Origin of the sequence: Delftia sp. 60 (genome assembly GCF_002754395.1) — a bacterium.
Taxonomy (GTDB): domain Bacteria; phylum Pseudomonadota; class Gammaproteobacteria; order Burkholderiales; family Burkholderiaceae_C; genus Comamonas; species Comamonas acidovorans.
Genome location: NZ_PEFD01000001.1, coordinates 1,037,129 through 1,058,974, shown reverse-complemented (window position 1 = coordinate 1,058,974; position 21,846 = coordinate 1,037,129). Strand labels below are relative to the sequence as shown.

Below are 21,846 nucleotides of genomic sequence, written 5' to 3'. Positions count from 1 at the left end.
GACAGACATGGGACATGCCCACGACCATGGACACACGCACGACGACGCCCCGCTGATGGAGGATCTGCTCAGGAACGCCCCCAGCAACTGGGGCCGCTGGGGACCCGACGACGAGGTCGGGGCGCTGAACTTCCTCACGCCCGCGGAGGTGCTGCGCGGCGTGTCCCACATCCGCTCGGGCGAGACGTTCACGCTGCAGCGGCTGATCGGCGACCCGCGCGGCGATCCGGTCTGGCCCGGCCGCACACCGGCCGAGCGCACCATGGTGTTTGACGAGTCCAGCTGGGACGGCCCCGATGCACCCCGGTTCCCCGGCGGCCTGCACTATGCCGATGACAAGCTGGACGCCTTCCTGCAGGGATCGACCCAGTACGACGCGCTGGGCCATGTCTGGTACGGCGGGCGCATCTGGAATGGCTATGACGCACGCACCACCGTCGGCGGGCTGGACAAAGCCAGCGTGGAGGCGCTGGGCGCGCGCGGCATCGTGGGGCGCGGCGTGCTGCTGGACATGGCGCGCCACCGCGGCAAAGTGGCGCTGGAGCGTGCCGAGACCTTCACGCACGAAGACCTGATGGCCTGCGCCAAGGCCCAGGGGCACACCATAGAAAAGCACGACATCCTGATCGTGCGCACCAATTTCCTGTCGGGCTTCTACGAAGACCAGGCGAGCTTCTACAACGACTTCTGCGAGCCCGGCCTGACCTACTCGCCCGAACTCGTGGACTGGTTCCATGCGATGGAGATCCCCAACCTGGTCACCGACACCATCGCCAACGAAGTCACCATGGACCCCGTGCACGGCGTGGCCCTGCCGCTGCACTGCGCGCTGATGCGCAACCTGGGCGTGACGCTGACCGAGATCTGCGACCTGGAGGCCCTGGCCGACAGCTGCGCGCGCGACGGCCGCTACACCTTTCTGTACGTGGCCGCGCCGCTGAAGATCCACCGCGCCACGGGCTCGCCCGTCAATCCCGTGGTGATCAAATGAGCGCAGCCCCATCGCACGACAGGCCCTGGCTGGGCCTTTACGCGCCGGGCCAGCCGGCCGAGATGCGGCCGCAGTTCAGCAGCATGCTCGACCTGTTCGAAGCCTCGCTGGCTGCGGCACCCGGCTGCGCCATCGTGCGCTACTTCGACGGCGGACTGAACCTGCGCGAACTCGACCAGGCCGCCAGCGCGCTGGCCCATGCGCTGCAGGCGCGGGGCTTTGCGGCCGGCGACCGGCTGGCCCTCTATACGCAGAACAATCCGGCCTTCGTCATCGGCCTGGTGGCGGCCTGGAAGCTGGGCGGCATCGCCGTGCCGGTCAATCCCATGAACCGGCAGCGCGAGCTGCACTACATCCTGCACAACGCGGGCGCCCAGGCCCTGCTGTGCTTGGACCAGCTGTACCTGGACGTGGCCCGCGAAGTGCATGCGGCCGGCGGCCTGCCGCTGGCCACCGTGGTCACCACATCGGCGCTGGACTGGCAGACGCGCGGCGATGCGCGCGTGCTCGGCGACGGTCCGCGCCTGCCGGTGGCCGATGGCACGCTGGACCTGCTTGCGCTGGTGCAGGCCGGCGGCCAGCCAGCGCCGCTGGCGCGCCGGCCCACGGCAGGCGATACGGCCGTGATCACCTACACATCGGGCACCACGGGCCAGCCCAAGGGCGCCATGAACACGCATGGCAACCTGGCCTTCAACGCCCAGACCTACCGCGACTGGATAGGCATCACGGCGGACGACAGCGTGCTGGGCCTGGCGCCGCTGTTCCACATCACCGGCCTGGTCGGCCATGTGGCCCTGGCCCTGCTGGTGCCCTGCCCGCTGGTGCTCAGCCACCGCTTCCATCCCGAGACCATGCTCGAATCCATGCGTGAGCACCGGCCCAGCTTCACCATCGGCGCCATCACCGCCTTCGTGGCGCTGATGAACCACCCGGGCGTCTCGCGCGAGGATTTCCGCAGCTTCAAGGCCTTGTACTCCGGCGGCGCGCCCATTGCCCCGGCCGTGATCCAGGCCTTCGAGCAGCTGTCGGGCCTGGTCATCCACAACGCCTTCGGCATGACCGAGACCTGCTCGCCCACGCACTTCGTGCCGCTGGGCGCGCGGGCGCCGGTGGACCCGGCCTCGGGTGCGCTGTCCATCGGCGTGCCGGTCTATGGCACGGTGGTGCGCATCATCGACGACCAGCACCGCGAGGCCGCGCTGGGCGAGATCGGCGAGATCGTCTCGGCCGGCCCGCAGATCATGTCCGGCTACTGGAACCTGCCCGAAGCCACGGCCAACGCCATGTTCGAGGGCGGGCTGCGCACGGGCGACGTGGGCTTCATGGACGAGCGCGGCTGGTTCTACCTGGTGGACCGCAAGAAGGACATGATCAACGCCGCCGGCTACAAGGTCTGGCCGCGCGAGGTCGAGGACGTGCTCTACACCCATCCCGCCGTGCGCGAGGCCGCCGTCATCGGCGTGCCAGACGACTACCGGGGCGAGACCGTCAAGGCCGTGGTCTCGCTGAAAGCGGGCCGGCAGGCCGCGCCCGAGGAACTCATCGCCCATTGCAAGGCGCACATGGCCGCCTACAAGGTGCCGCGCATCGTCGAGCTGCGCGAGGAACTGCCCAAGACCGTGACCGGAAAGATTCTGCGCAGGCAGCTGCGCTGAGTCCTCCTGCATCGCTCTGCAGAATCAGACGGGGCCGCATTGACCCGGCAGGCGGCCCCTCTCTAGCATCGCCTGTTCATATCTGCGCCCCCCAGGGTTCGCAGGCAGCAGCCAGAACATCCGGTGCCCCTTGGTTTCGCATGCTCAGCCAACCCGTCCACCGCTTTGCCATGCCACCAGAAAATCCAACATGCTCGACCGGCGACATTTTGTTCTGAGCGCCCTCGCCTCCTCGGCCCTGACCGCCTGCAGCGGCGGCGCACCCGCCAACCGCTACCTCCAGACACCCCTGCTCGCCAGCCATGCTGGCTACGGCGCGCGCTTCACGGAGCCCGACTTCGTCAACGGCTGGGGCATTGCCATCCGCCCGGCCGGCGCAGGCGGCCATTTCTGGATTGGCGGCGGTGGCACTTCCTGGCAATTCCTGGGTGACGTCTCGCGCTCGTCCGAGCCAAGCCTGCGCACACTGCGCCAGGACGGCCTTCGCAAGGTGGCCGTGCCCCAGTCGGACTCCCGCATCGACGACGGCAGCGCAGGCAAGGTCACTGGCGTGGTCTACCACGGCGCACCCCTGGAATCCCACCTGTTCCGCGTGCGCAGCCAGCCCGCAGGCGGGCGCCTGCTCGACGGGGCGGCGCGCTTCGTCTTCGTGACCGACAGCGGCAGCGTCAGCGCCTGGACCGAGCGCGACGCCGAGACGGGCGCCATCGTGCGCGTGGACGGCCCAGCCGTCGAGGTCTTCGATGGCACGGGCCGGGGCATGGCCTTCTTCGGCGCGGCCCTGCATACGGGCCGCTGGGACCGTCTGTGGCTGGCCGATTTCGGCGACCAGCCTCAGATCCGCACACTGGACGCGCAGTGGCAGCTCACCCCCACCCAGGGCTTCGTCAACCCCTTCGCCAGCGGCCCTGCCGGCGTTGCCAGACCTGGCGATCCCGTGCCGTTCAACATCCAGGTTGTCAACGACGGCTCAAGAGACCGCGTCTTCGTGCTCTACGCCATGAGCCAGCCCGACCCCGAGGACGCCAGCGCCTTCTTCGCGGGTGAGGAAGATGCCATGGATGCAGAGCGCGAGGCCGCAACCGGCAACCGCCCCGCGCGCGGCAAGCTGGCCGAGTTCGATCTGGACGGCCGCCTGCAGCGAATCTATTCAGACGATGGCAGGCTCAACGCGCCCTGGGGCGTGGCCATCGCACCGCCCGACTTCGGGCCGCTATCGGGCCGGTTGCTGGTGGGCAACTTCGGCGGCGCGGGCCGCATCTGCGCCTTCGACCTGGACAGCGGCAGCTACGTGGACGAGCTGCGCGATGGCCAGGATCGCCCGGTCTCCATACCGGGCCTGTGGGCGCTGCAGTTCGGCAACGGCGTGGCCCTGGGCGACAGCAACGCCCTGTACTTCGCGGCCGGCCCCAAGGATGAGACCGAAGGCTTGTTCGGCTCGCTGAGGTTTGGCTAGAGTCACACCAGCCCGTGCGAGAGCAGATAGGTGATCGCATGGGCCACCATGGCCGCCTCCAGGCCATAGCGCCAGAACAGGAAGCCGCCCACGGCGCCGTGGACGATTTCGAACAGCAGCAGCTGCAGCACCAGCCCGTCCGACAGGCCGCCCCAGGTACCCCAGGCCAGCGCCAGCTGCAGCAAGCCCCAGAGCAGGGCCGACAGCATCACCGACCACCAGCCCAGCATCCAGCCCGGGCGGCGGTCGGTGCGCCCGCTCAGCCGCCACAGCAGCCACATCACCAGCGTCATGCCGCCCAGGCGCATCACCAGCTCGGCCGTGATGCCCGCGTACAGGATCTTGGCGCCCAGCGGCATGGCGTAGACGGGGTCGATCAGGGTCAGGTCGTCGGGCCAGGCCAGGGCCAGGGTCACCAGCCAGGCCGCGCCGACCACGCCGCCAGCCAGCCCCGGCAGCGTGAGGTAGCGCACGGCGCGCTGGGGCGAACGCCCGGCCACCCAGGTGGTCAGCAGCGGTGCGGACAGGCCCAGCCTTGGCCCCAGCCACACCCCGACGCCCACGGGCAGGGCCAGCAGCGCGGCCATCACGCCAATGCCGGCGAGCGGCGTGGCCAGCGGCTCCACGGGCAGGCCCAGCAGGCGCATCCAGTCGGGCAGCACGAACCAGGCCATGGCCGCCACGCCGGGCAGGCCCAGCAGCCAGAGCACCGTGAAGATGCGCCAGCTCAGCCGTGGCAGCGCGGGCGGGACATAGGCCGATGGGGCGGGCATGAGGGTGGACACGGGGCCGGTGGTGGGCAGGCTGGCGTTGTCAGTCACGCATCAAGGCTTCTATCTCGTCGGGCTCCACAGGCACGCCGCGCGTGATCAGCTCGCAGCCCGTCTCGGTGACGATGGCATCGTCCTCGATGCGGATGCCGATGTTGTGGAACTGCTCGGGCACGCCGGCCGCAGGGCGCACGTAGATGCCCGGCTCGATGGTGGTGCACATTCCCGGGCGCAGGATGCGGCTGGGGCGGTTGGTGATGGTCTCGCCCGACAGCGGGTCCTTGCGCTCGTGCGACTGGCCCAGCTCCGAGGGCTCCACATAGCTGCCGCAGTCGTGCACGTCCATGCCCAGCCAGTGGCCCGTGCGGTGCATGTAGAACTGGAAGAAGGCGCGCTGCTCGATCACGTCCTGGGCGTTGCCATAGACCTTTCTGTCCAGCAGGCCCAGGTCCAGCATGCCCTGCGCCAGCACGGCCACGGTGGCGTCGTGCGGATCGTTGAAACGCGCACCGGCGCGCGTGGCCGCCACGGCGGCCTTCTGGCTTTCCAGCACCAGCTCGTAGAGCGCGCGCTGCGGGCCGGTGAAGCGGCCATCGGCGGGGAAGGTGCGCGTGATGTCGCTGGCGTAGCCGTCGAGCTCGCAGCCCGCGTCGATCAGCACCAGCTCACCCGCATGCACGGGCGCCTTGTCGGCCTGGTAGTGCAGCACGCAGGCGTTGGCGCCGGCCGCCACGATGGAGCCGTAGGCCACGTACTGCGAGCCCTGCTGGCGGAATTCATGCAGCAGTTCGGCGTCGAGGTGGTATTCGCGCACCTCCTGGCCTGCGCGCAGCATGCGTGCCGAGCGCTGCATGGCGCGGATATGGGCCTGGGCGCTGATGGCGGCGGCGCGGCGCATGATGTCCTGCTCATGCGCGTCCTTGACCAGGCGCATCTCGTCCAGCAGCGTGCACAGGTCGCCCTGCTCGGCCGGGCACAGCGCGCCGAAGCGCACGCGCGCGCGCACCTGGCCCAGCCAGCCTTCCACGCGCACGGCCAGGCCTTCATGCGTGGCGAACGGATACCAGAGGCGGCCCCGGTTCTCCAGCAAGCGGGGCAGGCGCGTATCGATCTCGGCGCTGGAAAACGCCTGGCTCACGCCCAGCGTGGCCACGGCGGCCTCGGGACCCAGGCGGATGCCGTCCCAGATTTCGCGCTCCAGGTCCTTGGGCTGGCAGAACAGCACGCTGGTGCCGTCGGCGGCCAGCACCAGGCAGGCATTGGGCTCGGCAAAGCCGGTCAGGTAGTAGAAGTAGCTGTCGTGGCGGTACAGGTAGCCGGTGTCCCGGTTGCGCTGGCGCTCGGGAGCGGTAGGAATGATGGCGATGCCGCCAGCGCCCAACTGGGCGGCCAAGCGTGCGCGGCGTTGAGCGTAAACAGATGTCATACAGCTATCGTACTGCCGTCCGGGGTTCTCCACAGTCCCCTGAACAGGGGAACTTGGGGTCGGACAGCAGGCGTCAGGCTGGATTCAGTGCAGGCACCGTCACTGCCCCAGGGCGCGCCGGTTCCAGGGCGCCTTCATCAGAACGCGCGCCAATCCGCAAAAGCCCGTGGCACCGGCCACGATCAGGCCGCAGCCCACGAAGGCCGACAGCAGGTGCCACCACGGGGACACCGTGGCGCCGAGCACGGCGCCCAGCAGCGCCAGCCCGCCCGCACCCAGTTGCACCTGGCGCTGCAGCTCCAGCGGCTGGCGGCTGTCGCGCAGCACGGGCAGGCCTTGTGCCTTCCAGGCGTCCAGGCCGCCGTCGAGCACATGGCCGGCACAGCCGGGCGGCAAGGCTGCCGCCAGGGCCTGGGCGTTGAGACGCGTGCGGTGGCCGGAGCGGCAGTGAAACACCACGGCGGCGGGCGCGCCGGCCAGGCCCCCCGCCGCCAGGCGGTCCATGGGCATGCTGCGGGCGCCGCCTATGCGTTCGCGCGCATGTTCGTCCGGCGCGCGGATGTCGATGAGCCAGGCGCCCTGCTCCTGCATCTGGCGGGCGGCTTGGGAGGAGACGGAGGAAAGGGACATGGATCAGCTCCTTGGGAACAGAGGATTTCAGGCGCAGAAGATGCTCTTGAGCGTGGCCACCAGCTTTTGCACATCGGGATTGGCGATGCGGTAGTACAGCGTCTGCGACTCGCGGCGGTAGACGACCAGACCCTCTTCGCGCATGCGGGCCAGATGCTGGGACAGGGCTGACTGGCTCAGCGGGATCTGCTGCAGCAATTCGCCCACGGACAGCTCGCCATGCTCGATCAGCAGGCACAGCACCAGCAGGCGGTTCTCGTTGCCCACGGCGCGCAGCAGCGCGGCGGCACGTGCAGCGCCCTGCTGCAAAAAGGCCTGTTCGGGAGAGAGCATCGGTTCGGTCATGGTTGATCAAGAACAATCTAATTTAGCAAATTCTAATATAATTGCCGACAGGCTGCACACGAGCCCTCGAACCAGGAGTGCCTTCATGACATCACCGCTGCGCATTGCACCGTTCTTCGACGCCAACACCCACACCGTGACCTACCTGGCCTGGGACGCGGACACGGCCGATGCCGCCGTCATCGACCCCGTGCTCGACTACGACCACGCCAGCGGCCAGGCCCACACCGGCTCGGCCGATGCCGTGCTGGACGCCGCGCAGGCCCAGGGCCTGCGAGTGCGCTGGATTCTGGAAACCCATGCCCATGCCGATCACCTCAGCGCAGCCCCGTACCTGCGCGAGCGCACGGGCGCCCCGATTGCCGTGGGCGAGCACATCCGCGAGGTGCAGCGCATCTTCCGCCCCGTCTTCAACCTGCCCGCGTCCGGCGGCGACCAGCCCTTCGACCGGCTGCTGGCCGACGGCGACAGCCTGCCGCTGGGCGGGCTGCGCATCGAGGTGATGCACACGCCCGGCCATACGCCGGCCTGCGTGTCCTACCGCATCGCGGACGCGGTCTTCGTGGGCGATACGCTGTTCATGCCCGACTACGGCACAGCGCGCGCCGACTTCCCCGGCGGCGATGCGGGCACGCTGTTCCGCTCCATCCAGCGCCTGCTGGCCCTGCCGCCCGCAACGCGCTTGTTCATGTGCCATGACTACAAGGCGCCGGGCCGCGACCGCCATGCCTGGGAAACCACGGTGGACGCGCAACGCGCCGGCAATGTGCATGTGCACACGGGCGTGGACGAAGCCAGCTTCGTGGCCATGCGCAACCAGCGAGACGCCACGCTGTCCGCGCCCGCCCTGCTGCTGCCCGCCATCCAGGTCAACATGCACGCAGGCCATTGGCCTGCGGCCGAGGCCAATGGCGTGCACTACCTCAAAATCCCGCTGCGCATGAAGCATCGGCCTCAGGCAGCGGACGCAAAGCAGGCGTAGAGTCGTCCGTTGCCTCTCCCACCCCTCTTGCGACACCCCAGGACAAAGGACCTTCCATGATCCACAGCGCCCACGCCACCAGCACGGACACCCCCTATCGCGTCACGCTCGGCGACCCCCAAGGCCACAGCTGGCATGTGGACGAGCCCGCGGACAAGGGCGGCGGCGACACGGCGCCCAACCCGCTGCAGCTGCTGCTGTCGGCCCTGGGCGCCTGCACCACGGTCACGCTGCAGATGTACGCGGCGCGCAAGCAGTGGAAGCTGGAGCAGGTGGACGTGCAACTGCGCCTGAACCCCGAAGGCACGCCCGCCAGCGGCAACCTGATCGAACGCCAGATCACGCTGCAAGGCGAGCTGGACGACGAGCAGCGCCAGCGCCTGCTGCAGGTGGCCGAGGCCTGCCCCGTGCACAAGCTGCTGGCCGGCGAGGTGCACATCCAGACCGCGCTGCAGCTGCCGGCCTGAGCGCGGGCCGGGCCACCATGCAAAAAGCCCTGCAGCTGTCAGGCCGCAGGGCTTTTGGGAGTGGATGGGGACATGGCCGGCGTCAGGCTTGGCTGACCTCGATCTCCCCGGTATCGACATAGAGCTCGAACTCGCGCTTGGCCAGCGACACGGTGATCGGCTGCTCGTCCTGGGTCCAGGACAGCACATAGCTTCCGATGGCCGTGGCCACCTGCACACGGGTGCCGCGCGGAATGTCTTCCAGGGGGCCGTCGCCTACCCGGTGCTGCACATTGCCGGTGACCGTGGCTTCGAACTTCTCGGGGAATCGCTGGACTTCCACGGCGCTCTGGACCGCCTCTTCAGCGGCTTCGGCTTGCGTCTGTACGGATGTATTCATGGCGTTTTCTCCTGTAAGAGTGAGGCCGGCGCCCGCCAAAATGGCGGGCGCCGGTCCGTTCTTCGAATGTAAACAATGTTCCTGAGAACGCGCTGTCAGCGAACAGGCCCAATCCATGCGAGCCGCGTTTGCCTGCTGCGCCGCGCTGCACGACACTGGTGGCTTCCCCCACGAAACAGGCCGATCCGACCATGTCCGACACGTCCCAGCCCCAGACCCAACCCCAGCACCTGCCCACCCGCACCGCCGATGTGGGCGGCATTCCCATCCAGCGCGCCATTCCCCAGCGCGCCCTGCGCAAGGTCGGCGCCTGGTGCTTTCTCGATCACGCCGGTCCCGCCGACCCCGCGCCACCGGGCATGCAGGTCGGCCCGCATCCGCACATCGGCCTGCAGACCTTCACCTGGATGATCCGCGGCGAAGTGCTGCACCGCGACAGCCTGGGCCACACCCAGATCATCCGCCCCGGCCAGGTCAACCTGATGACGGCCGGCCACGGCATCGCCCATTCCGAGGAAAGCCAGACGCCCTCGCACATCCACGCCGCGCAGCTGTGGATTGCGCTGCCCGAGTCGCACCGCAACGGTCCGCCGCGCTTCCAGCACTACCCCGAGCTGCCCAGGACCACGGTGGGCGACTTCACGGCCACGGTGCTGGCCGGCGAAGCGCTGGGCCTGACGTCGCCGGCCGAGGTGCACACGCCCCTGATGAGCGTGGACCTGCATGCGGACAGCGCGGGCAATGGCAATGCCGTCGCCACGCTGCCGCTGCGTGCCGATTTCGAGCATGCCGTGCTCAGCCTGGAAGGCAGCGTGAGCGTGAACGGCCAGCCCCTGCCGGTGGAGGAACTGCTCTACCTGCCCCTGGGCACGGACTCGGTCGCCATCGAGACCACGCCCGGCAGCCGCCTGCTGGTCATTGGCGGCGAGCCCATGGATGAAGCCATCTTGCTGTGGTGGAACTTCGTGGCCCGAACCAGCGAGGAGATCGCCGAGGCCCGCGCGCAATGGGAAGCGGAGGCCGGTCAGGATGCGCAGGCCCTGCCCGCAGGTGCGGCGCGCCGCTTCGGGCCGCCGCTGGCATCGCCCCTGAAGCCGCTGCATGCGCCTTCGCTGGACGGCGTGGTGCTGCGCGCCTCGCGCTGAACGCGCTTGCTGCGGCGATCGACCTGCAGCCATGGCCCTGCCCAACCAAAAGGCGCCCCGAATGGGGCGCCTTGCCGTTTGTGTTGCGGGGATTTCGAGGGTCAGGCCGGGCTGGCCGCATCCACCTCGGTGCCGTCTTCCACGCCGCGAACGCTCTCGCGGCCGTTCTTGTCCTTGAGCTTGCCCAGGTCGGTCTCCACGGCCCGCTTCAGCTTTTCAATGGCCGCGTTGAAGGCATCCTTGACCTTTTCAGCCTCGGCGTTCACGGCGATCGGCGGGCGGCCATTGGCCCGGGTCTCCAGAACGCAGCGCTTGCCGGGAGCGCCGGAGGTCTTGAGCGCATCGACGCCGGTGAGGAAAACCTCCACGCGTACCACGTAGTCCTTGAATCTCGCCAGCTTGGCGTTGATCTCTTCCTGCGCCCATTGCGCCAAGGACTCGCCACCCTGGATCGAATCGTCGGCATGAACCTGAACTTGCATGCATATCCTCCTAGTCGCCAAAAGCCGCACCACCGGCGCGGCGGGGTTGTCGGGGCCATTGATGAACTGGCGAATCCATCGTAACGCCATGCGGGCTGCCTGCACAGCAAGTCGCACCCTGCGTCGTCAGGTTTTTCGCGCTGCAGCATCCGCAGCCCCAACCCCTGCCTACAGGCTACACCCGCGGGCGGGGCGCCTGCACGAATGGACGGAAAAAGCTTGAGATGCCTCAAGACAACTCTTGCATTCACCTACACCTATTTGCAGTGATGGCCCTGCGCCGGTCGCGGGCGTTCAACCCCTTCCTACAGGTCGCAGGCACGATTGGGCTTACAACGTGACCATCAGGACTTTCCCCTTGCCCACCACCCCATGAGCCCACTTGCCTCACGCCGCCTCAAGATCGGCCTTTCGGCCTGTTTCTCCCATGCGGACCCGCAGCGTCCGCTTTTCACGGGCAAGACGCTGCAGTACGTGGAGCAATCGATAGCGCACTGGATCATGTCGGCCGGCGCCATGGTGGTGATGGTGCCCTGCCCCACAGGCGAGACCGCGCGCGGCGACGTGACGCTGGAGCACTATGCCGAGTGGCTGGACGGCGTGGTCATGCACGGCGGCGCCGATGTCTGGCCCGGCAGCTATGGCGAGGAGCCCATGCGCCCCGAATGGCTGGGCGACCGCGTGCGCGACCTCTACGACTTGGCCGTGGTCGAGGCGTTTTCCCAGGCCGGCAAGCCCATCTTCGGTGTCTGCCGCGGTCTGCAGCTGATCAACGTGGCCTTCGGCGGAACGCTCTACCAGGACATCGAGACCCAGGTGCCCGGCTCGCAGCTGCACCGCAATCCCACCGAGTACGACCGCCACTACCACGACATCGCCATCGTGCCCGGCAGCCGGCTGGAGGCGCTGTACCCCACTCTGGACCGCGCACGCGTGAACAGCATCCACCACCAGGGCATCAAGGACGTGGCGCCCGAGTTCGATGTGGAGGCCTGGAGCCTGCCCGACCGCATTCCCGAGGCCATCTTCCGCAAGCCCGGCACGCTCAAGAGCTATATCGCGGCCACGCAGTGGCACCCCGAATTCCAGTTCCGCAACCCGGACACCAGCACGCTGGATGACAGCGTGCTGCTGCGCGACTTCCTGGCTGCCTGCTCACGCGCCCGCGTGAGCCCGGCCGTGAGCCACAGCCCCTTCCAGATCCGCAACCGCGCCGCGCGCCTGCTGCGCCGCGCCTTGCTTCGCAGGCATTGACGGCCCGGCGCCGCCAAGCGCCTGCGCCACCACCTGCTGCAACTGCCCGCGCAGCCACGCATGGGCGGGATCGGCCTGGTGGCGCGTGTGCCAGATCATGAACATGGGCAGCGGCGGGCAGTCCACGGGCACGGCAAAGCTGGCCAGCGATGACAGGGCCGTGCGGCCCAGCAGCGACGGCGCCGTCGCCAGCAGCGGTGTGCCGCGCACAAAGGCGGCCAGCGCCGCAAAGCCCGGCACGCGCACGGCAAAGCGGCGCTCCAACCCGCGCGCCTGCAGTTGCAGGTCCAGGTCCAGCGCCTGGCGGTCGGCATAGGCCACGGTGGCGTGGTCGGCGCGCAGATAGTCGGCCAGGCTGGCCGGCGGCTGTCGCACGGCGCTGTCATAGAAGACTGCGTACTCATCGCTGAACAGGCGCTTTTGCACGATGTCCGTGGCATCGGGCGGGCGCGGGCTGATGGCCAGCAGGCAGGCATCCGAGCGCAGCAGTTCGGCATCCGGCGCGCCGCTGTCGATCACGCGCAGCACCGTCCCGGGCGCGGCTGAGCGCAGGCGCCGGGCCAGCGCGGGCAGCAGCAGTTCGCGCTGCAGGTCGTTGGCGGCAATGGTGATCTCGGCACGCCAGTGCGCGGGGTCAAAGCTGGGCCCCTGGCCGAACTGCTGCATCTGCCGCAGCAGCTCGCGCGCCGGGTCCTGCAGCGCCAGCGCATGGGCCGTGGGTGCAATGCCCCGCCCCTGCCGCACGAACAATCGGTCGCCCGTGATGGCGCGCAGCTTGTCCAGCAGATGGCTGACGGCCGACTGCGTCACGCCCAGGCGCTGCGCCGCCGCCGTGACGCTGCCGGTCTCCAGCACGGCCAGCAGCAGTTGCAGCAGCCTGCCATCGAGCTGCGATCCATCGATTTGTCTCATGCATTCCATGATTGGCCGCCGCTTTATCTTTGGCAACGCGGATCGGACACTGCCGCTGATCCAACGCAAATACCGGAGACAAAACATGGCCGATCAGCCGCAGATTCCCGGCACCACCCTGTTCGATGGCAGGCAGGCCCGCAAGGGCTATGCGCTCAACAGCATGTGCTTTTCCTTCAACGAGCTGGCCAACCGCCAGGCCTTCCTGGCCGACGAGGAGGCCTATATGCGCAGCTACGGGCTGAACCAGGAGCAGGCCGATGCCGTGCGCGCGCGCAACGTGCTGCAGATGATCGCGGCCGGCGGCAACGCCTACTACCTGGCCAAGCTGGCCGGCATCTTCCACCTGGACATGCAGGACATAGGCGCCCAGCAGACCGGCATGACCAAGGCCGAATTCCAGGCCCTGCTGCGCTCGCACGCCTGAGCCCCGCCGCAGCCCACACACAAGACACAGCACAGGAGACACCCACCATGGCACATCTCATCGGCGGCCTCGGCACCTCGCACATTCCCGCCATCGGCAACGCCATCCACAGGGGCCTGCAGAACGAGCCCTACTGGAAGCCCTTCTTCGACGGCTTCCCGCCCATCCGCGAATGGCTGGCCGCGCAGCGCCCCGACGTGGTGGTGATGTTCTACAACGACCACGGCCTGAACTTCTTCCTCGACAAGATGCCCACCTTCGCCGTGGGCGCGGCCGAGCGCTACTGCAACGCCGACGAAGGCTGGGGCATTCCCACGCTGGCACCGCTGCGCGGCCACACGGAGCTGTCATGGCACCTGATCGAGTCCCTGGTGGGCGAGGATTTCGACGTGGTCAGCTGCCAGGAAATGCTGGTGGACCACGCCTGCACGCTGCCGCTCAAGCTGTTCTGGCCCGAGGGCGACTGCCCTGTGGCCGTCGTGCCGGTGTGCATCAACACCGTGCAGTTCCCGCTGCCCTCGGCGCGCCGCTGCTATGCGCTGGGCCAGGCCGTGGGCCGGGCCATCGCGCGCTGGAACAGCGACCAGCGCGTGGCCGTCATTGCCTCAGGAGGCCTGTCGCACCAGCTCGATGGCGAGCGCGCGGGCTTCATCAACAAGGCCTTCGACCTGCAGTTCCTTGAAAGCATGGCCACCAATCCCGAATGGGCCACGCAGTTCAGCGTGCATGAGCTGGTGGAAAAGACCGGCACCCAGGGCGTGGAACTGCTGATGTGGCTGGCCATGCGCGGCGCCCTGTCCGCGGCTGCGCCCGGCGTGCGCCGCGTGCACGGCAACTACCACATACCGATCTCCAACACCGCCACGGCGCTGCTGGCGCTGGAGGCTGTCTAGTCGGAAAACACAAAGGCCGCCGGGCATGCCAGGCGGCCTTTGTGCTTTGCGGGGCCGTGCGGACCGGGTGTATCCCGGCCCTGCCTCTCAATGGTGGTGGCCGTGGCCGCCGTGCACGTGGCGGTGCTCGATTTCCTCGGGCTTGGCCGCGCGCACTTCGGTGACCTTGCAGGCAAAGTGCAGCGCCATGCCGGCCAGCGGGTGGTTGCCGTCCAGCAGCACCACGGGGCCCTTGATCTTGACCACGTGGTAGATCTGGGGCTGGCCCTGGTCATCCGTGCCGCGCAGCTGGCCGCCGACCTTCACGCCGGGCGGGAACTCGCCCTTGGGAATGGTGCGGGTCAGGCTCTCGTCGCGCGCGCCGAAGGCGTCTTCCACGGCCAGGTCCACGGTCAGCGTGTCGCCCACGGCCTTGCCGTCCAGGGCGGCTTCCACCTTGGCGAAGATGTTGTCGTAGCCGCCGTGCAGATAGGCCACGTCGCCCTTGTCGAGCAGCTTGCCCAGCTTGTCGGTGATCTTGTAGTTGATGGTGACGGCGGTGTCTTTGGTGATGTTCATGGCAAAGGCCTTGGAAAACCGCAGCGCAGAAGGCGCGCCGCGCAAAGCTGCCATTGTCGGCGACCTGGGGCATTCCAGCGTCGCGGCCGTGGGTTCACCGGCCGCCCGACCTCAAGCCAGGCACTCGCGCGCGCATTCGAGCAGGCTGCGCGCCCAGCGCGCGCGGGCCGAGGTGTTGAGCCACAGCAGGCCCACCTTGCGGGCATCGGCGGGGCGGAAGCCGGCGCCGTCCGCAGCAGCGCCCTGCTCGGGCAGCGCCAGCACGCGCACGTCGCGGCCCTGGGAGAGCACGGGGCCGATGTCGGGCACCAGGCCCACGCCCAGGCCCTGGTCCACCATCATGGCCACGGCCAGCACCGAGTTCAGTTCCATGCGCTCCAGCGGCGCAATGCCCTGGGCGCGCAGGTAGCGGTCGGCCAGCCGGCCACCGGCCAGGGAGCGGTCATAGCGCACCAGGGGCCGGGTGCGCAGCAGGGCCAGCGGGTCCTGCTGCGCATCGCGGGCGCGGCACAGCACGACCAAAGGCTCCTGGCGCAGCTCGGCCCAGCACACGGTCTTGGGCAGGTCGAACGAGGGTTGCAGGCAGATCAGCACGTCCAGCTCGGACTGGACCAGGGCCGTGTACAGCTCGGGCGTGAGGCCGGCGCGCACGCTGATGCGCACCTCGGCGTGGCGCGCCACGAAGGCCCGCATCACGGCGGGCACAAAGCCGTGCAGCGCCGTGTTCACGGTGCCCAGCCGCAGCTCGCCGCCGTCTGTATCCGAGGCCACCCATTCGCGCAGGCCCTCGAAGTCCTGCAGCAGCTGGCGGCCGCGCTCGAAGAGCCGCTCGCCCGCCTCGGTGGCGCGCACGCTGCGGCCATGGCGCACCAGCAGCGGCGCACCCAGCTCGCCCTCCAGCACGCGCATCTGCTGGGCAATGGCCGAGGGGCTCAGATCCAGCTGGCGAGCGGCTTCGGACATGGAGCCGGTGTCCACCACTCTCAAGAAATTGTGTATGTATCTCACGTCCATTTCACACATTTTCTTGAATCACAACGCAGATGCAACTGCTGTTTTCCCAGGCTGCGCTGCACCACACTGCGTGACAACGACTATTTCAGGAGACAGACGCATGGATTCCCGGCCCACCTCTCAAACCGCTCAAGCCTCTCAGACCCCTTTGCCGCGCCGGATGTGGCTGTCCACCGCCGCCGCCGCGCTGGCCGCCTGTGCGCTGCCGGCCTGGGCCCAAAAGCGCGGCAGCCGACTGGTGGTGCCGTTTGCGCCAGGCGGCGGCAACGATGTGTTTGCGCGGCAGATGGCGCATGGCCTCAACGAGTCCTTCGGCTACGGGATGATCGTGGAGAACAAGGCCGGCGCGGGCGGCAACCTGGGCACGGAAGCCGTGGTGCGCTCGGCCGGCGACGGCAGCACCTGGCTGCTGGGCCACACGGGCACGGTGTCCATCAATCCCTCGCTGTATCCGGGCCTCAAGTTCAATGCAGCCACCGATCTGCAGCCGGTGGCCATGTTCGCCTCGTCGGCCCTGCTGCTGGTGGTGCCGGCTTCCTCGCCCGCGCGCAGCGTGGCCGATCTGGCCGAGCAGATGCGCAAGCGCAGCGGCGAGATGAACTACGCCTCCAGCGGCTCGGGCACGGGCGGGCACCTGACGGGCGAGATGTTCGCCCACGCGCTGGGAGCCAAGGCCATCCACGTGCCGTACAAGGGCACGGCCCCATCGCTGACCGACCTGGTGGGCGGCAATGTGGACTTCAGCTTTGGCGTGATTCCCGCGGCCATGGCCCTGGTGAAGGCCGGCAAGCTGCGCGCCCTGGCCGTGACCGGCGCCAAACGCCAGCCCCAGCTGCCCGACGTGCCCACGGTGGCCGAGTCCGGCGTGCGTGCGCTGGCCGACTTCGAGAGCTCGCTAACCTACGGCATCCTCGCGCCCAAGGGCACGCCTGCCGAGACGGTGCGCGCGCTGGGGCGCGACATCCTCAAGGTGGCGTCTGCCGAGTCCTTCCAGTCGCGCCTGGGCATCGAGGGCGCCGTGCCGCTGCTGGGCGATGGCGCGCAGTACGCGGCCCGCATCCAGGTGGAGAGCGCCAAGTGGGCCGCCGTGATCAAGGCCTCGGGCGCCACGGCCTGAGACCGGCAAGGACAGCATGTCATTGGTGAAGGACTATCTGGGCCCCGCCGACAGCGGCCACTGGTTTGCAGACGCGCGCTGGCTGGACGCGCTGCTGCGCTTCGAGAGCGCGCTGGCCCAGGCCCAGGCCGACTGCGGCCTGGTGCCGCGCCCGGCCGCCGAGGCCATTGCGCGCGCCTGCGCGCAGGCGCCGCTCACGTGCGAAGGCGTGGTGGAGCAGGCGCGCGCCAGCGGCGCGCTGGGCCTGGCCGTGGTGCGGCCGCTGCAGCAGTGGCTGCAGGTCCACGCCCCGGAAGGCCTGCCATGGCTGCACTGGGGTGCGACCACGCAGGACGCCGTGGACACGGCGCAGGCCCTGCTCACGCAGCAGGCCCTGCAGGCGCTGCTGGCCGAGCTGGGCGCGCTGCAGTCCGCACTGCAGGCCCTGGCTCGCACGCACGCGGCCACGCCCATGCTGGCGCGCAGCCTGCTGCAGCCCGCGCAGATCACCAGCTTCGGATTCAAGTGCGCGCAGTCGGCTGCCGCCGTGGGGCGCAGCATCGAACAGTTTGAAAGGCTTGCCACCGCTGCGCTGTGCGTGCAATTGGGCGGCGCCGTGGGCAATGGCGCCGTGCTGGGAAACCGCCGTGCCGAGGTGGAGCAGGCACTGGCCCGGCGCCTGGGCCTGTCGGCCTGCGGCCGCAGCTGGCATACCCAGCGCGACGACTGGATGCGCATGGCCATGGAGGCCGCCGTATGCGGAGGCAGCCTGGCCAAGCTGGCCAAGGACTGGTCGCTGATGTCGCAGTACGAGGTGGGCGAGGTCAGCGAGGCGCCGCGCGGCAGCACCTCCAGCGCCATGCCGCACAAGCGCAATCCCGTGCACCTGATGCAAGCAGTGGCACAGGCCCAGGCCATCCCCCAGCTCGCGGCCCTGCTGCTGGGCTGCATGGCCCAGGCCCATGAGCGCGCGCTGGGCGAGTGGCAGGCCGAGGTCGCGCACTGGCCCGACCTGTGGCGCCATGTGCATGGCGCCGCCGCCGCATTGCGCCAGGCCGCGCAGTCGCTGCAGGTGCATCCGCAGCGCATGCTGGGCCATGTGCGGGGCCTGCACGGACTGGTGTTTTCAGAGGCCTGCGTGCACGCCATGGCACCCTGGACGGGAAAGCCCGAGGCCCTGGCCGCCGTGGAGCTGCTGGCCCCGCAGGCGCTGGAGCAGGGGCGCGAGCTGCGCCTGCTGCTTGCCGAATGGGCCGCGCCCCGGCTGGACACGCCTGCCCTGCAGGCGCTGCAAGATGCGCTGGCCCGGGCCTGCGACCCGGTACGCGCCGTGCAGGCATCGCATGATGCGTGCCTGGCGCTGCTGGCAGCGCCGCAGACCCACGCCAATGCCCATTCCCATGCTTGACACAGGAACCCCCGCCATGACCGAACCTTCCGCCGACGCCCTGCAGCGCGGCCTTGCCAACCGCCGCCGCGTGCTGGGCGATGAATGGGTGGACCAATCCGTGGCGCGCGCCAACGAACTGAATGTGGAGTTCCAGCGCATGATCACGGCCTATGCCTGGGACGGCATCTGGAGCCGCCCCGGCCTGGAGCGCCGCACGCGCCGCATCATGGTGCTGGCCATCACGGCCTCCATGGGCCGCTGGGAAGAGTTCGAGCTGCACATCCGCACGGGCCTGCTGGCCGACCCGGCCGACGCCGAGGCCGCGCCGCTGGACCTGGACACCATCCGCGAAGTGCTGCTGCAGACCGCCGTCTATGCCGGCGTGCCCGCAGGCAACACCGGCATGGCCATCACGCTGAAGATCCTCAAGGAGCTGGGGCGCACGCCCGCGCCGGCCAGCTTTCATCCACCCGCAGACGCGACCTGACGTGGCCTGACCGGACTCAGGCGGCCGGAGGCTGCTCCTCGGCCGCAGCGCCCGGGTAGCGCGCAAAGCGCCGGTTCTCTGCGCCATGCACCGGGTCCTGCTCGGCCCAGGGCCACCCGCCGAACTGGGTACGCCGGTAGTCCTGCATGGCCTGCATGATTTCCTGCTGCGTGTTCATCACGAAGGGGCCGTACTGCGCCACGCTCTCGCCAATGGGGCGGCCCTGCAGCACCAGGCATTCCACGGCGTCGGCGCCGCTGTTGTGCAGCTCCCAGTCCTGCGTGGCATCCACATGCAGGGCCGCATGCTGTGCCAGCGCCGTGGGCCCGACCTGCAGTGCCTGGCCTGCAAAGAAATACAGCATGCGCTGCGTGTCCGCACCGGCCGCGCGCGGCAGCGTCCAGCGCGCGCCGGGCTCCAGGCGCAGCGTCCAGATGGCCACGTCGCCCTCGGGTTGCGAGGCCCAGGATTCGGGCGGCGGCGGCAGGGCGGCCGCCGTGCCGGGCAGGCTGCCTGCCACCACGGTGACCACGGTCCTGCGGCCTGCGGCGTCTGCGTGCTCCAGGCGCGGGATGCGCTCGTTCCAGAACATGGTGAAGTGCGGCTCCACCATCTTGGAGCGCGCAGGCAGGTTCAGCCAGATCTGGAACAGCTCCAGCGGATTGGGCGCGTCGCTGTCGAGCAGCGGGAACATCTCCGAATGCTGGATTCCCTTGCCGGCCGTCAGCCACTGCACGTCGCCGCCGCCAAAGCGCGCGGCCGCGCCCAGCGAATCGGAATGGTCGATCAGGCCCTTGCGCACCAGGGTCACGGTCTCGAAGCCGCGGTGCGGGTGGCCGGGAAAGCCCGGCACGCCATCGCCGTGGTACATGGAAAAGCCGTCCTTGCGGCTGAAGTCGCTGCCCATCTGGCGGCCCTCCAGGTCCACGGCCTGCACGCCCAGGCGGCCATCGCTGGGCGGATAGGCATCGTCATGGTGGGCACAGAACAGGAAGGGGTCCATGGTGGGCCACAGCGGGCCCAGCGGTTGGCTCTGGAGGACGGGGGTGGTGGCTGCGGTCATCGTGGCTCCTGTGAGGCTGCGCCCGCAAGAAAAAAGGGGGCGCTGCATTCTCGGACAGATGCGGCCCCCGCGCCGGTTTTGAAAGCCACCATGGCTGGGACAGTGCGGCCCAGGAATGCAACGCCCGCCGGGTCAGTTGCGCGGCGGCGTCACCAGGCCCTTTTGCACGGCCGGGCGCGCCACGAAGGCGGCCAGCACGCGCTGCAGCTCGGGAAAGCGCTCCCAGCCCAGCAGTTCGGCCGCGTTGTAGCCCTGCTCCACCACCATGTTGCGCACCCAGGGCCACAGGGCGATGTCGGCAATGGTGAACTGCTCGCCCATCACCCAGGCGCGGCCTGCGAGGCGGCGCTCCAGCACACCCAGCAGGCGCACAGACTCGTTCACGTAGCGGTCGCGCGGGCGCTTGTCCTCGAAGTCCTTGCCCGCGAATTTGTGGAAGAAACCCAGCTGGCCGAACATGGGGCCGACGCCTCCCATCTGGAACATCAGCCACTGCAGCGTTTCATAGCGCGCGGCCGGGTCGGCGGGCAGCAGCGGGCTGCCGGACTTCTCGGCCAGGTAGACCAGGATGGCGCCCGATTCGAACAGCGCCAGCGGCTTCCCGCCCGGACCCTGCGGGTCCAGGATGGCCGGGATCTTGTTGTTGGGGAAGGTGTCCACGAACTCGGGCGAGAGCTGGTCATTGCTCTCGAAGCCCACGCGGTGCGCCTCATACGGCAGGCCCATCTCCTCCAGAGCGATCGACACCTTGACGCCGTTTGGCGTGGGCAGGGAATACAGCTGGATGCGGTCCGGCTGCGTGGCCGGCCACTTGCGCGTGACGGAAAAGGCGGAAAGCGGATTCTGTGAAGTCATGGGGTACCTTGAGGGCTGGACGGGTTCGCCAAGAAATCGATGGCCGCTGCATCGTAACGTTCGGCGCCCAGCCATGCTTGGCACACTAAATAATGGCGGCCCCGGCCCTGCCGCCGGGTCATAACAATCAACGGAGACATGCATGACAAGACATTCCACCCGCCGCCACGCACTGGCCCTGCTCGGCACCACCGCCGCCGCCTGGGCGGCCCTGCCCCTGGTCGCCACAGCGGCCGGCTACCCCGAGCGCCCCGTGACCGTGGTCGTGCCCTACTCGCCCGGCGGCGGCGTGGACATCATCACGCGCCTGGTCACGCCGCCCATGGCCGAGCTGCTGGGCCAGTCCCTGGTGGTGGACAACAAGCCCGGCGGCGGCACCAACATCGGCATGGGCGCGGTGGCACGCGGCGCGGCCGACGGCTACCTGCTGCTGACGGCCTCCAACACGCTGACCACCAACAAGGCGCTGTACGCCAAGCTCAATTTCGATCCGCTCAAGGACCTCATCCCGGTGGGCCGCATCGGCGAGGCGCCGCTGGTCGTGGTGGTCCACGCCAAGTCGCCCCACAAAAGTTTGGCCGAGCTGATCGCCGCCGGCAATGCCAAGGCCGGCGCGCTGTCCTATGGCACGGCTGGCGTGGGCAGCTCGGGCCACATGGCCAGCGCCCTGCTGGAGCGCGCAGGCGGCTTCCAGGCCGTGCACATCCCCTACAAGGGCGGCTCGGCGGCCGTGACCGACCTGCTGGGCGGGCGGCTGGACTTCATGGCCATCAACCCGCTGGAGGTGGCAGGCCATGTGGGCAGCGGTGCGCTGCGCGCCCTGGCGGTGCTCAACCACAATGGTTCGCGCCTGTTGCCGGGCGTGCCCACGGCACGTTCGCTGGGCGTGAATGTGCAGGCCACCGTGTGGTGGGGCCTGGTGGCGCCGGCCGGCACGCCGCCGGCCGTGGTGCAGGCGCTGAACCAGGCTTTGAACAAAAGCCTGGCCCAGCCCGCCGTGCTGCAGAAGCTGGCCGACATCGGCGCATCGCCCATGGGCGGCACGCCGGCCGAGTTCGGCGCCTTCATTCAGGCCGAGAGTGCCGAGCTGGGCGAGGTGATTCGCGCCGCCAATATCCGCGCGGACTGAGGCGCGGGCGAAGGTAAGGAGAGAGGCGCGCCGCTGC

24 protein-coding genes are annotated in these 21,846 nt (G+C 69.1%); 13 read left to right on the top strand and 11 right to left on the bottom strand.

The genetic code is table 11. The annotated features are described in order from the left end of the window. Positions 1-7: 7 nt before the first annotated feature. The 3 genes from CLV01_RS04800 (at position 8) to CLV01_RS04790 (ending at position 4,105) form a co-directional block, all read left to right on the top strand. On the top strand, positions 8-991 hold the full coding sequence (locus tag CLV01_RS04800) for a cyclase family protein (RefSeq protein ID WP_099734867.1): 984 nt from the start codon (positions 8-10) through the stop codon (positions 989-991). Further along, positions 988-2,649, top strand: coding sequence for an AMP-binding protein (locus CLV01_RS04795; protein WP_099734868.1), 1,662 nt, complete (start codon positions 988-990; stop codon positions 2,647-2,649). Before CLV01_RS04800 ends, CLV01_RS04795 begins: the two co-directional genes overlap by 4 nt. A gap of 190 nt (positions 2,650-2,839) precedes the next feature. Then, positions 2,840-4,105, top strand: a complete 1,266-nt coding sequence (locus tag CLV01_RS04790) for a TIGR03118 family protein (protein WP_099734869.1) — start codon at positions 2,840-2,842, stop codon at positions 4,103-4,105. 2 nt (positions 4,106-4,107) lie between these two features. Here CLV01_RS04790 and CLV01_RS04785 read toward each other — a convergent pair whose 3' ends face one another. From CLV01_RS04785 to CLV01_RS04770, 4 genes are all read right to left on the bottom strand, one after another. Continuing rightward, positions 4,108-4,926 carry a hypothetical protein gene (locus CLV01_RS04785; RefSeq protein WP_012202858.1) on the bottom strand — a complete coding sequence of 273 codons (819 nt, stop codon included), beginning with the start codon at positions 4,924-4,926 and terminating at the stop codon, positions 4,108-4,110. Further along, entirely contained in the window at positions 4,919-6,301 is a 1,383-nt protein-coding gene (locus CLV01_RS04780; protein WP_043825414.1) for an aminopeptidase P N-terminal domain-containing protein, read from the bottom strand. The genes CLV01_RS04785 and CLV01_RS04780 overlap by 8 nt, the downstream gene beginning before the upstream one ends. A 99-nt stretch (positions 6,302-6,400) precedes the next feature. Beyond that, positions 6,401-6,931, bottom strand: coding sequence for a rhodanese family protein (locus CLV01_RS04775; RefSeq protein ID WP_034389843.1), 531 nt, complete (start codon positions 6,929-6,931; stop codon positions 6,401-6,403). 27 nt (positions 6,932-6,958) lie between these two features. Beyond that, complete coding sequence (locus CLV01_RS04770; RefSeq protein ID WP_099734870.1) at positions 6,959-7,276, bottom strand: ArsR/SmtB family transcription factor; 318 nt, start codon at positions 7,274-7,276, stop codon at positions 6,959-6,961. An 85-nt stretch (positions 7,277-7,361) separates the two neighbouring features. On the opposite strand from CLV01_RS04770, the gene CLV01_RS04765 reads away from it, so the two are divergent. Continuing rightward, positions 7,362-8,258 (top strand): MBL fold metallo-hydrolase, encoded by an 897-nt coding sequence (locus CLV01_RS04765; RefSeq protein WP_099734871.1) that lies wholly within the window; start codon positions 7,362-7,364, stop codon positions 8,256-8,258. Positions 8,259-8,314: 56 nt separating this feature from the next. Next, positions 8,315-8,725 carry an OsmC family protein gene (locus tag CLV01_RS04760; RefSeq protein ID WP_013804538.1) on the top strand — a complete coding sequence of 137 codons (411 nt, stop codon included), beginning with the start codon at positions 8,315-8,317 and terminating at the stop codon, positions 8,723-8,725. Positions 8,726-8,807: 82 nt separating this feature from the next. Here the strand turns inward: CLV01_RS04760 and CLV01_RS04755 are convergent, their stop codons facing one another. Beyond that, a complete protein-coding gene (locus tag CLV01_RS04755) occupies positions 8,808-9,104 on the bottom strand; it encodes a hypothetical protein (RefSeq protein ID WP_012202852.1) in 297 nt (98 codons plus the stop codon). A 191-nt stretch (positions 9,105-9,295) separates the two neighbouring features. On the opposite strand from CLV01_RS04755, the gene CLV01_RS04750 reads away from it, so the two are divergent. Then, positions 9,296-10,249 carry a pirin family protein gene (locus CLV01_RS04750; protein ID WP_099734872.1) on the top strand — a complete coding sequence of 318 codons (954 nt, stop codon included), beginning with the start codon at positions 9,296-9,298 and terminating at the stop codon, positions 10,247-10,249. 101 nt (positions 10,250-10,350) lie between these two features. Here the strand turns inward: CLV01_RS04750 and CLV01_RS04745 are convergent, their stop codons facing one another. Beyond that, entirely contained in the window at positions 10,351-10,731 is a 381-nt protein-coding gene (locus tag CLV01_RS04745; protein ID WP_012202850.1) for an HPF/RaiA family ribosome-associated protein, read from the bottom strand. Between the two features lie 372 nt (positions 10,732-11,103). On the opposite strand from CLV01_RS04745, the gene CLV01_RS04740 reads away from it, so the two are divergent. Then, positions 11,104-11,985, top strand: coding sequence for a gamma-glutamyl-gamma-aminobutyrate hydrolase family protein (locus CLV01_RS04740; RefSeq protein ID WP_012202849.1), 882 nt, complete (start codon positions 11,104-11,106; stop codon positions 11,983-11,985). Here the strand turns inward: CLV01_RS04740 and CLV01_RS04735 are convergent. Beyond that, on the bottom strand, positions 11,887-12,906 hold the full coding sequence (locus CLV01_RS04735; protein ID WP_099734873.1) for a LysR family transcriptional regulator: 1,020 nt from the start codon (positions 12,904-12,906) through the stop codon (positions 11,887-11,889). The two genes, CLV01_RS04740 and CLV01_RS04735, sit on opposite strands and share 99 nt — an antisense overlap. 76 nt (positions 12,907-12,982) lie before the next feature. Between CLV01_RS04735 and CLV01_RS04730 the strand changes: the two genes are divergently transcribed. Further along, entirely contained in the window at positions 12,983-13,324 is a 342-nt protein-coding gene (locus CLV01_RS04730) for a protocatechuate 4,5-dioxygenase subunit alpha (RefSeq protein ID WP_012202847.1), read from the top strand. 47 nt (positions 13,325-13,371) lie between these two features. After that, positions 13,372-14,217, top strand: a complete 846-nt coding sequence (locus tag CLV01_RS04725) for a class III extradiol dioxygenase family protein (protein WP_099734874.1) — start codon at positions 13,372-13,374, stop codon at positions 14,215-14,217. An 87-nt stretch (positions 14,218-14,304) separates the two neighbouring features. On the opposite strand, the gene CLV01_RS04720 is transcribed toward CLV01_RS04725, so the two are convergent. Together CLV01_RS04720 and CLV01_RS04715 are read right to left on the bottom strand one after the other, a co-directional pair. Then, complete coding sequence (locus tag CLV01_RS04720) at positions 14,305-14,775, bottom strand: FKBP-type peptidyl-prolyl cis-trans isomerase (RefSeq protein ID WP_034399899.1); 471 nt, start codon at positions 14,773-14,775, stop codon at positions 14,305-14,307. A 111-nt stretch (positions 14,776-14,886) separates the two neighbouring features. Next, the gene (locus CLV01_RS04715; protein WP_099734875.1) at positions 14,887-15,789 is read right to left on the bottom strand and encodes a LysR family transcriptional regulator; all 903 of its coding nucleotides are present in this window, start codon (positions 15,787-15,789) and stop codon (positions 14,887-14,889) included. Between the two features lie 100 nt (positions 15,790-15,889). Here CLV01_RS04715 and CLV01_RS04710 point away from each other — a divergent pair, with 100 nt between their 5' ends. The 3 genes from CLV01_RS04710 to CLV01_RS04700 are packed head-to-tail and all read left to right on the top strand — an operon-like array spanning position 15,890 to position 18,762. Then, a complete protein-coding gene (locus CLV01_RS04710; protein ID WP_099734876.1) occupies positions 15,890-16,906 on the top strand; it encodes a Bug family tripartite tricarboxylate transporter substrate binding protein in 1,017 nt (338 codons plus the stop codon). A gap of 16 nt (positions 16,907-16,922) precedes the next feature. Further along, positions 16,923-18,293: a lyase family protein gene (locus tag CLV01_RS04705; protein WP_099734877.1), complete on the top strand. Its 1,371-nt coding sequence runs from the start codon at positions 16,923-16,925 to the stop codon at positions 18,291-18,293. Between the two features lie 16 nt (positions 18,294-18,309). After that, the gene (locus CLV01_RS04700) at positions 18,310-18,762 is read left to right on the top strand and encodes a carboxymuconolactone decarboxylase family protein (protein WP_065346853.1); all 453 of its coding nucleotides are present in this window, start codon (positions 18,310-18,312) and stop codon (positions 18,760-18,762) included. 16 nt (positions 18,763-18,778) lie between these two features. Here the strand turns inward: CLV01_RS04700 and CLV01_RS04695 are convergent, their stop codons facing one another. Both CLV01_RS04695 and CLV01_RS04690 read right to left on the bottom strand, forming a co-directional pair. Beyond that, positions 18,779-19,825, bottom strand: a complete 1,047-nt coding sequence (locus CLV01_RS04695) for a pirin family protein (protein WP_043825395.1) — start codon at positions 19,823-19,825, stop codon at positions 18,779-18,781. Positions 19,826-19,957: 132 nt separating this feature from the next. Beyond that, complete coding sequence (locus tag CLV01_RS04690) at positions 19,958-20,680, bottom strand: glutathione S-transferase C-terminal domain-containing protein (RefSeq protein ID WP_071954138.1); 723 nt, start codon at positions 20,678-20,680, stop codon at positions 19,958-19,960. 142 nt (positions 20,681-20,822) lie between these two features. Between CLV01_RS04690 and CLV01_RS04685 the strand changes: the two genes are divergently transcribed. Continuing rightward, positions 20,823-21,809: a Bug family tripartite tricarboxylate transporter substrate binding protein gene (locus CLV01_RS04685; protein WP_099734878.1), complete on the top strand. Its 987-nt coding sequence runs from the start codon at positions 20,823-20,825 to the stop codon at positions 21,807-21,809. The last annotated feature ends 37 nt before the right edge of the window (positions 21,810-21,846 follow it).

What these genes read in the sequence shown, in the direction of transcription:
- CLV01_RS04800 (WP_099734867.1), top strand. Translation starts at nt 8, where the DNA reads ATGGGACATGCCCACGACCATGGACACACGCACGACGACGCCCCGCTG.
- CLV01_RS04795 (WP_099734868.1), top strand. Translation starts at nt 988, where the DNA reads ATGAGCGCAGCCCCATCGCACGACAGGCCCTGGCTGGGCCTTTACGCG.
- CLV01_RS04790 (WP_099734869.1), top strand. Translation starts at nt 2,840, where the DNA reads ATGCTCGACCGGCGACATTTTGTTCTGAGCGCCCTCGCCTCCTCGGCC.
- CLV01_RS04780 (WP_043825414.1), bottom strand. Translation starts at nt 6,301, where the DNA reads ATGACATCTGTTTACGCTCAACGCCGCGCACGCTTGGCCGCCCAGTTG.
- CLV01_RS04775 (WP_034389843.1), bottom strand. Translation starts at nt 6,931, where the DNA reads ATGTCCCTTTCCTCCGTCTCCTCCCAAGCCGCCCGCCAGATGCAGGAG.
- CLV01_RS04770 (WP_099734870.1), bottom strand. Translation starts at nt 7,276, where the DNA reads ATGACCGAACCGATGCTCTCTCCCGAACAGGCCTTTTTGCAGCAGGGC.
- CLV01_RS04765 (WP_099734871.1), top strand. Translation starts at nt 7,362, where the DNA reads ATGACATCACCGCTGCGCATTGCACCGTTCTTCGACGCCAACACCCAC.
- CLV01_RS04760 (WP_013804538.1), top strand. Translation starts at nt 8,315, where the DNA reads ATGATCCACAGCGCCCACGCCACCAGCACGGACACCCCCTATCGCGTC.
- CLV01_RS04755 (WP_012202852.1), bottom strand. Translation starts at nt 9,104, where the DNA reads ATGAATACATCCGTACAGACGCAAGCCGAAGCCGCTGAAGAGGCGGTC.
- CLV01_RS04750 (WP_099734872.1), top strand. Translation starts at nt 9,296, where the DNA reads ATGTCCGACACGTCCCAGCCCCAGACCCAACCCCAGCACCTGCCCACC.
- CLV01_RS04745 (WP_012202850.1), bottom strand. Translation starts at nt 10,731, where the DNA reads ATGCAAGTTCAGGTTCATGCCGACGATTCGATCCAGGGTGGCGAGTCC.
- CLV01_RS04740 (WP_012202849.1), top strand. Translation starts at nt 11,104, where the DNA reads ATGAGCCCACTTGCCTCACGCCGCCTCAAGATCGGCCTTTCGGCCTGT.
- CLV01_RS04735 (WP_099734873.1), bottom strand. Translation starts at nt 12,906, where the DNA reads ATGGAATGCATGAGACAAATCGATGGATCGCAGCTCGATGGCAGGCTG.
- CLV01_RS04730 (WP_012202847.1), top strand. Translation starts at nt 12,983, where the DNA reads ATGGCCGATCAGCCGCAGATTCCCGGCACCACCCTGTTCGATGGCAGG.
- CLV01_RS04725 (WP_099734874.1), top strand. Translation starts at nt 13,372, where the DNA reads ATGGCACATCTCATCGGCGGCCTCGGCACCTCGCACATTCCCGCCATC.
- CLV01_RS04720 (WP_034399899.1), bottom strand. Translation starts at nt 14,775, where the DNA reads ATGAACATCACCAAAGACACCGCCGTCACCATCAACTACAAGATCACC.
- CLV01_RS04715 (WP_099734875.1), bottom strand. Translation starts at nt 15,789, where the DNA reads ATGGACGTGAGATACATACACAATTTCTTGAGAGTGGTGGACACCGGC.
- CLV01_RS04710 (WP_099734876.1), top strand. Translation starts at nt 15,890, where the DNA reads ATGGATTCCCGGCCCACCTCTCAAACCGCTCAAGCCTCTCAGACCCCT.
- CLV01_RS04705 (WP_099734877.1), top strand. Translation starts at nt 16,923, where the DNA reads ATGTCATTGGTGAAGGACTATCTGGGCCCCGCCGACAGCGGCCACTGG.
- CLV01_RS04700 (WP_065346853.1), top strand. Translation starts at nt 18,310, where the DNA reads ATGACCGAACCTTCCGCCGACGCCCTGCAGCGCGGCCTTGCCAACCGC.
- CLV01_RS04695 (WP_043825395.1), bottom strand. Translation starts at nt 19,825, where the DNA reads ATGACCGCAGCCACCACCCCCGTCCTCCAGAGCCAACCGCTGGGCCCG.
- CLV01_RS04690 (WP_071954138.1), bottom strand. Translation starts at nt 20,680, where the DNA reads ATGACTTCACAGAATCCGCTTTCCGCCTTTTCCGTCACGCGCAAGTGG.
- CLV01_RS04685 (WP_099734878.1), top strand. Translation starts at nt 20,823, where the DNA reads ATGACAAGACATTCCACCCGCCGCCACGCACTGGCCCTGCTCGGCACC.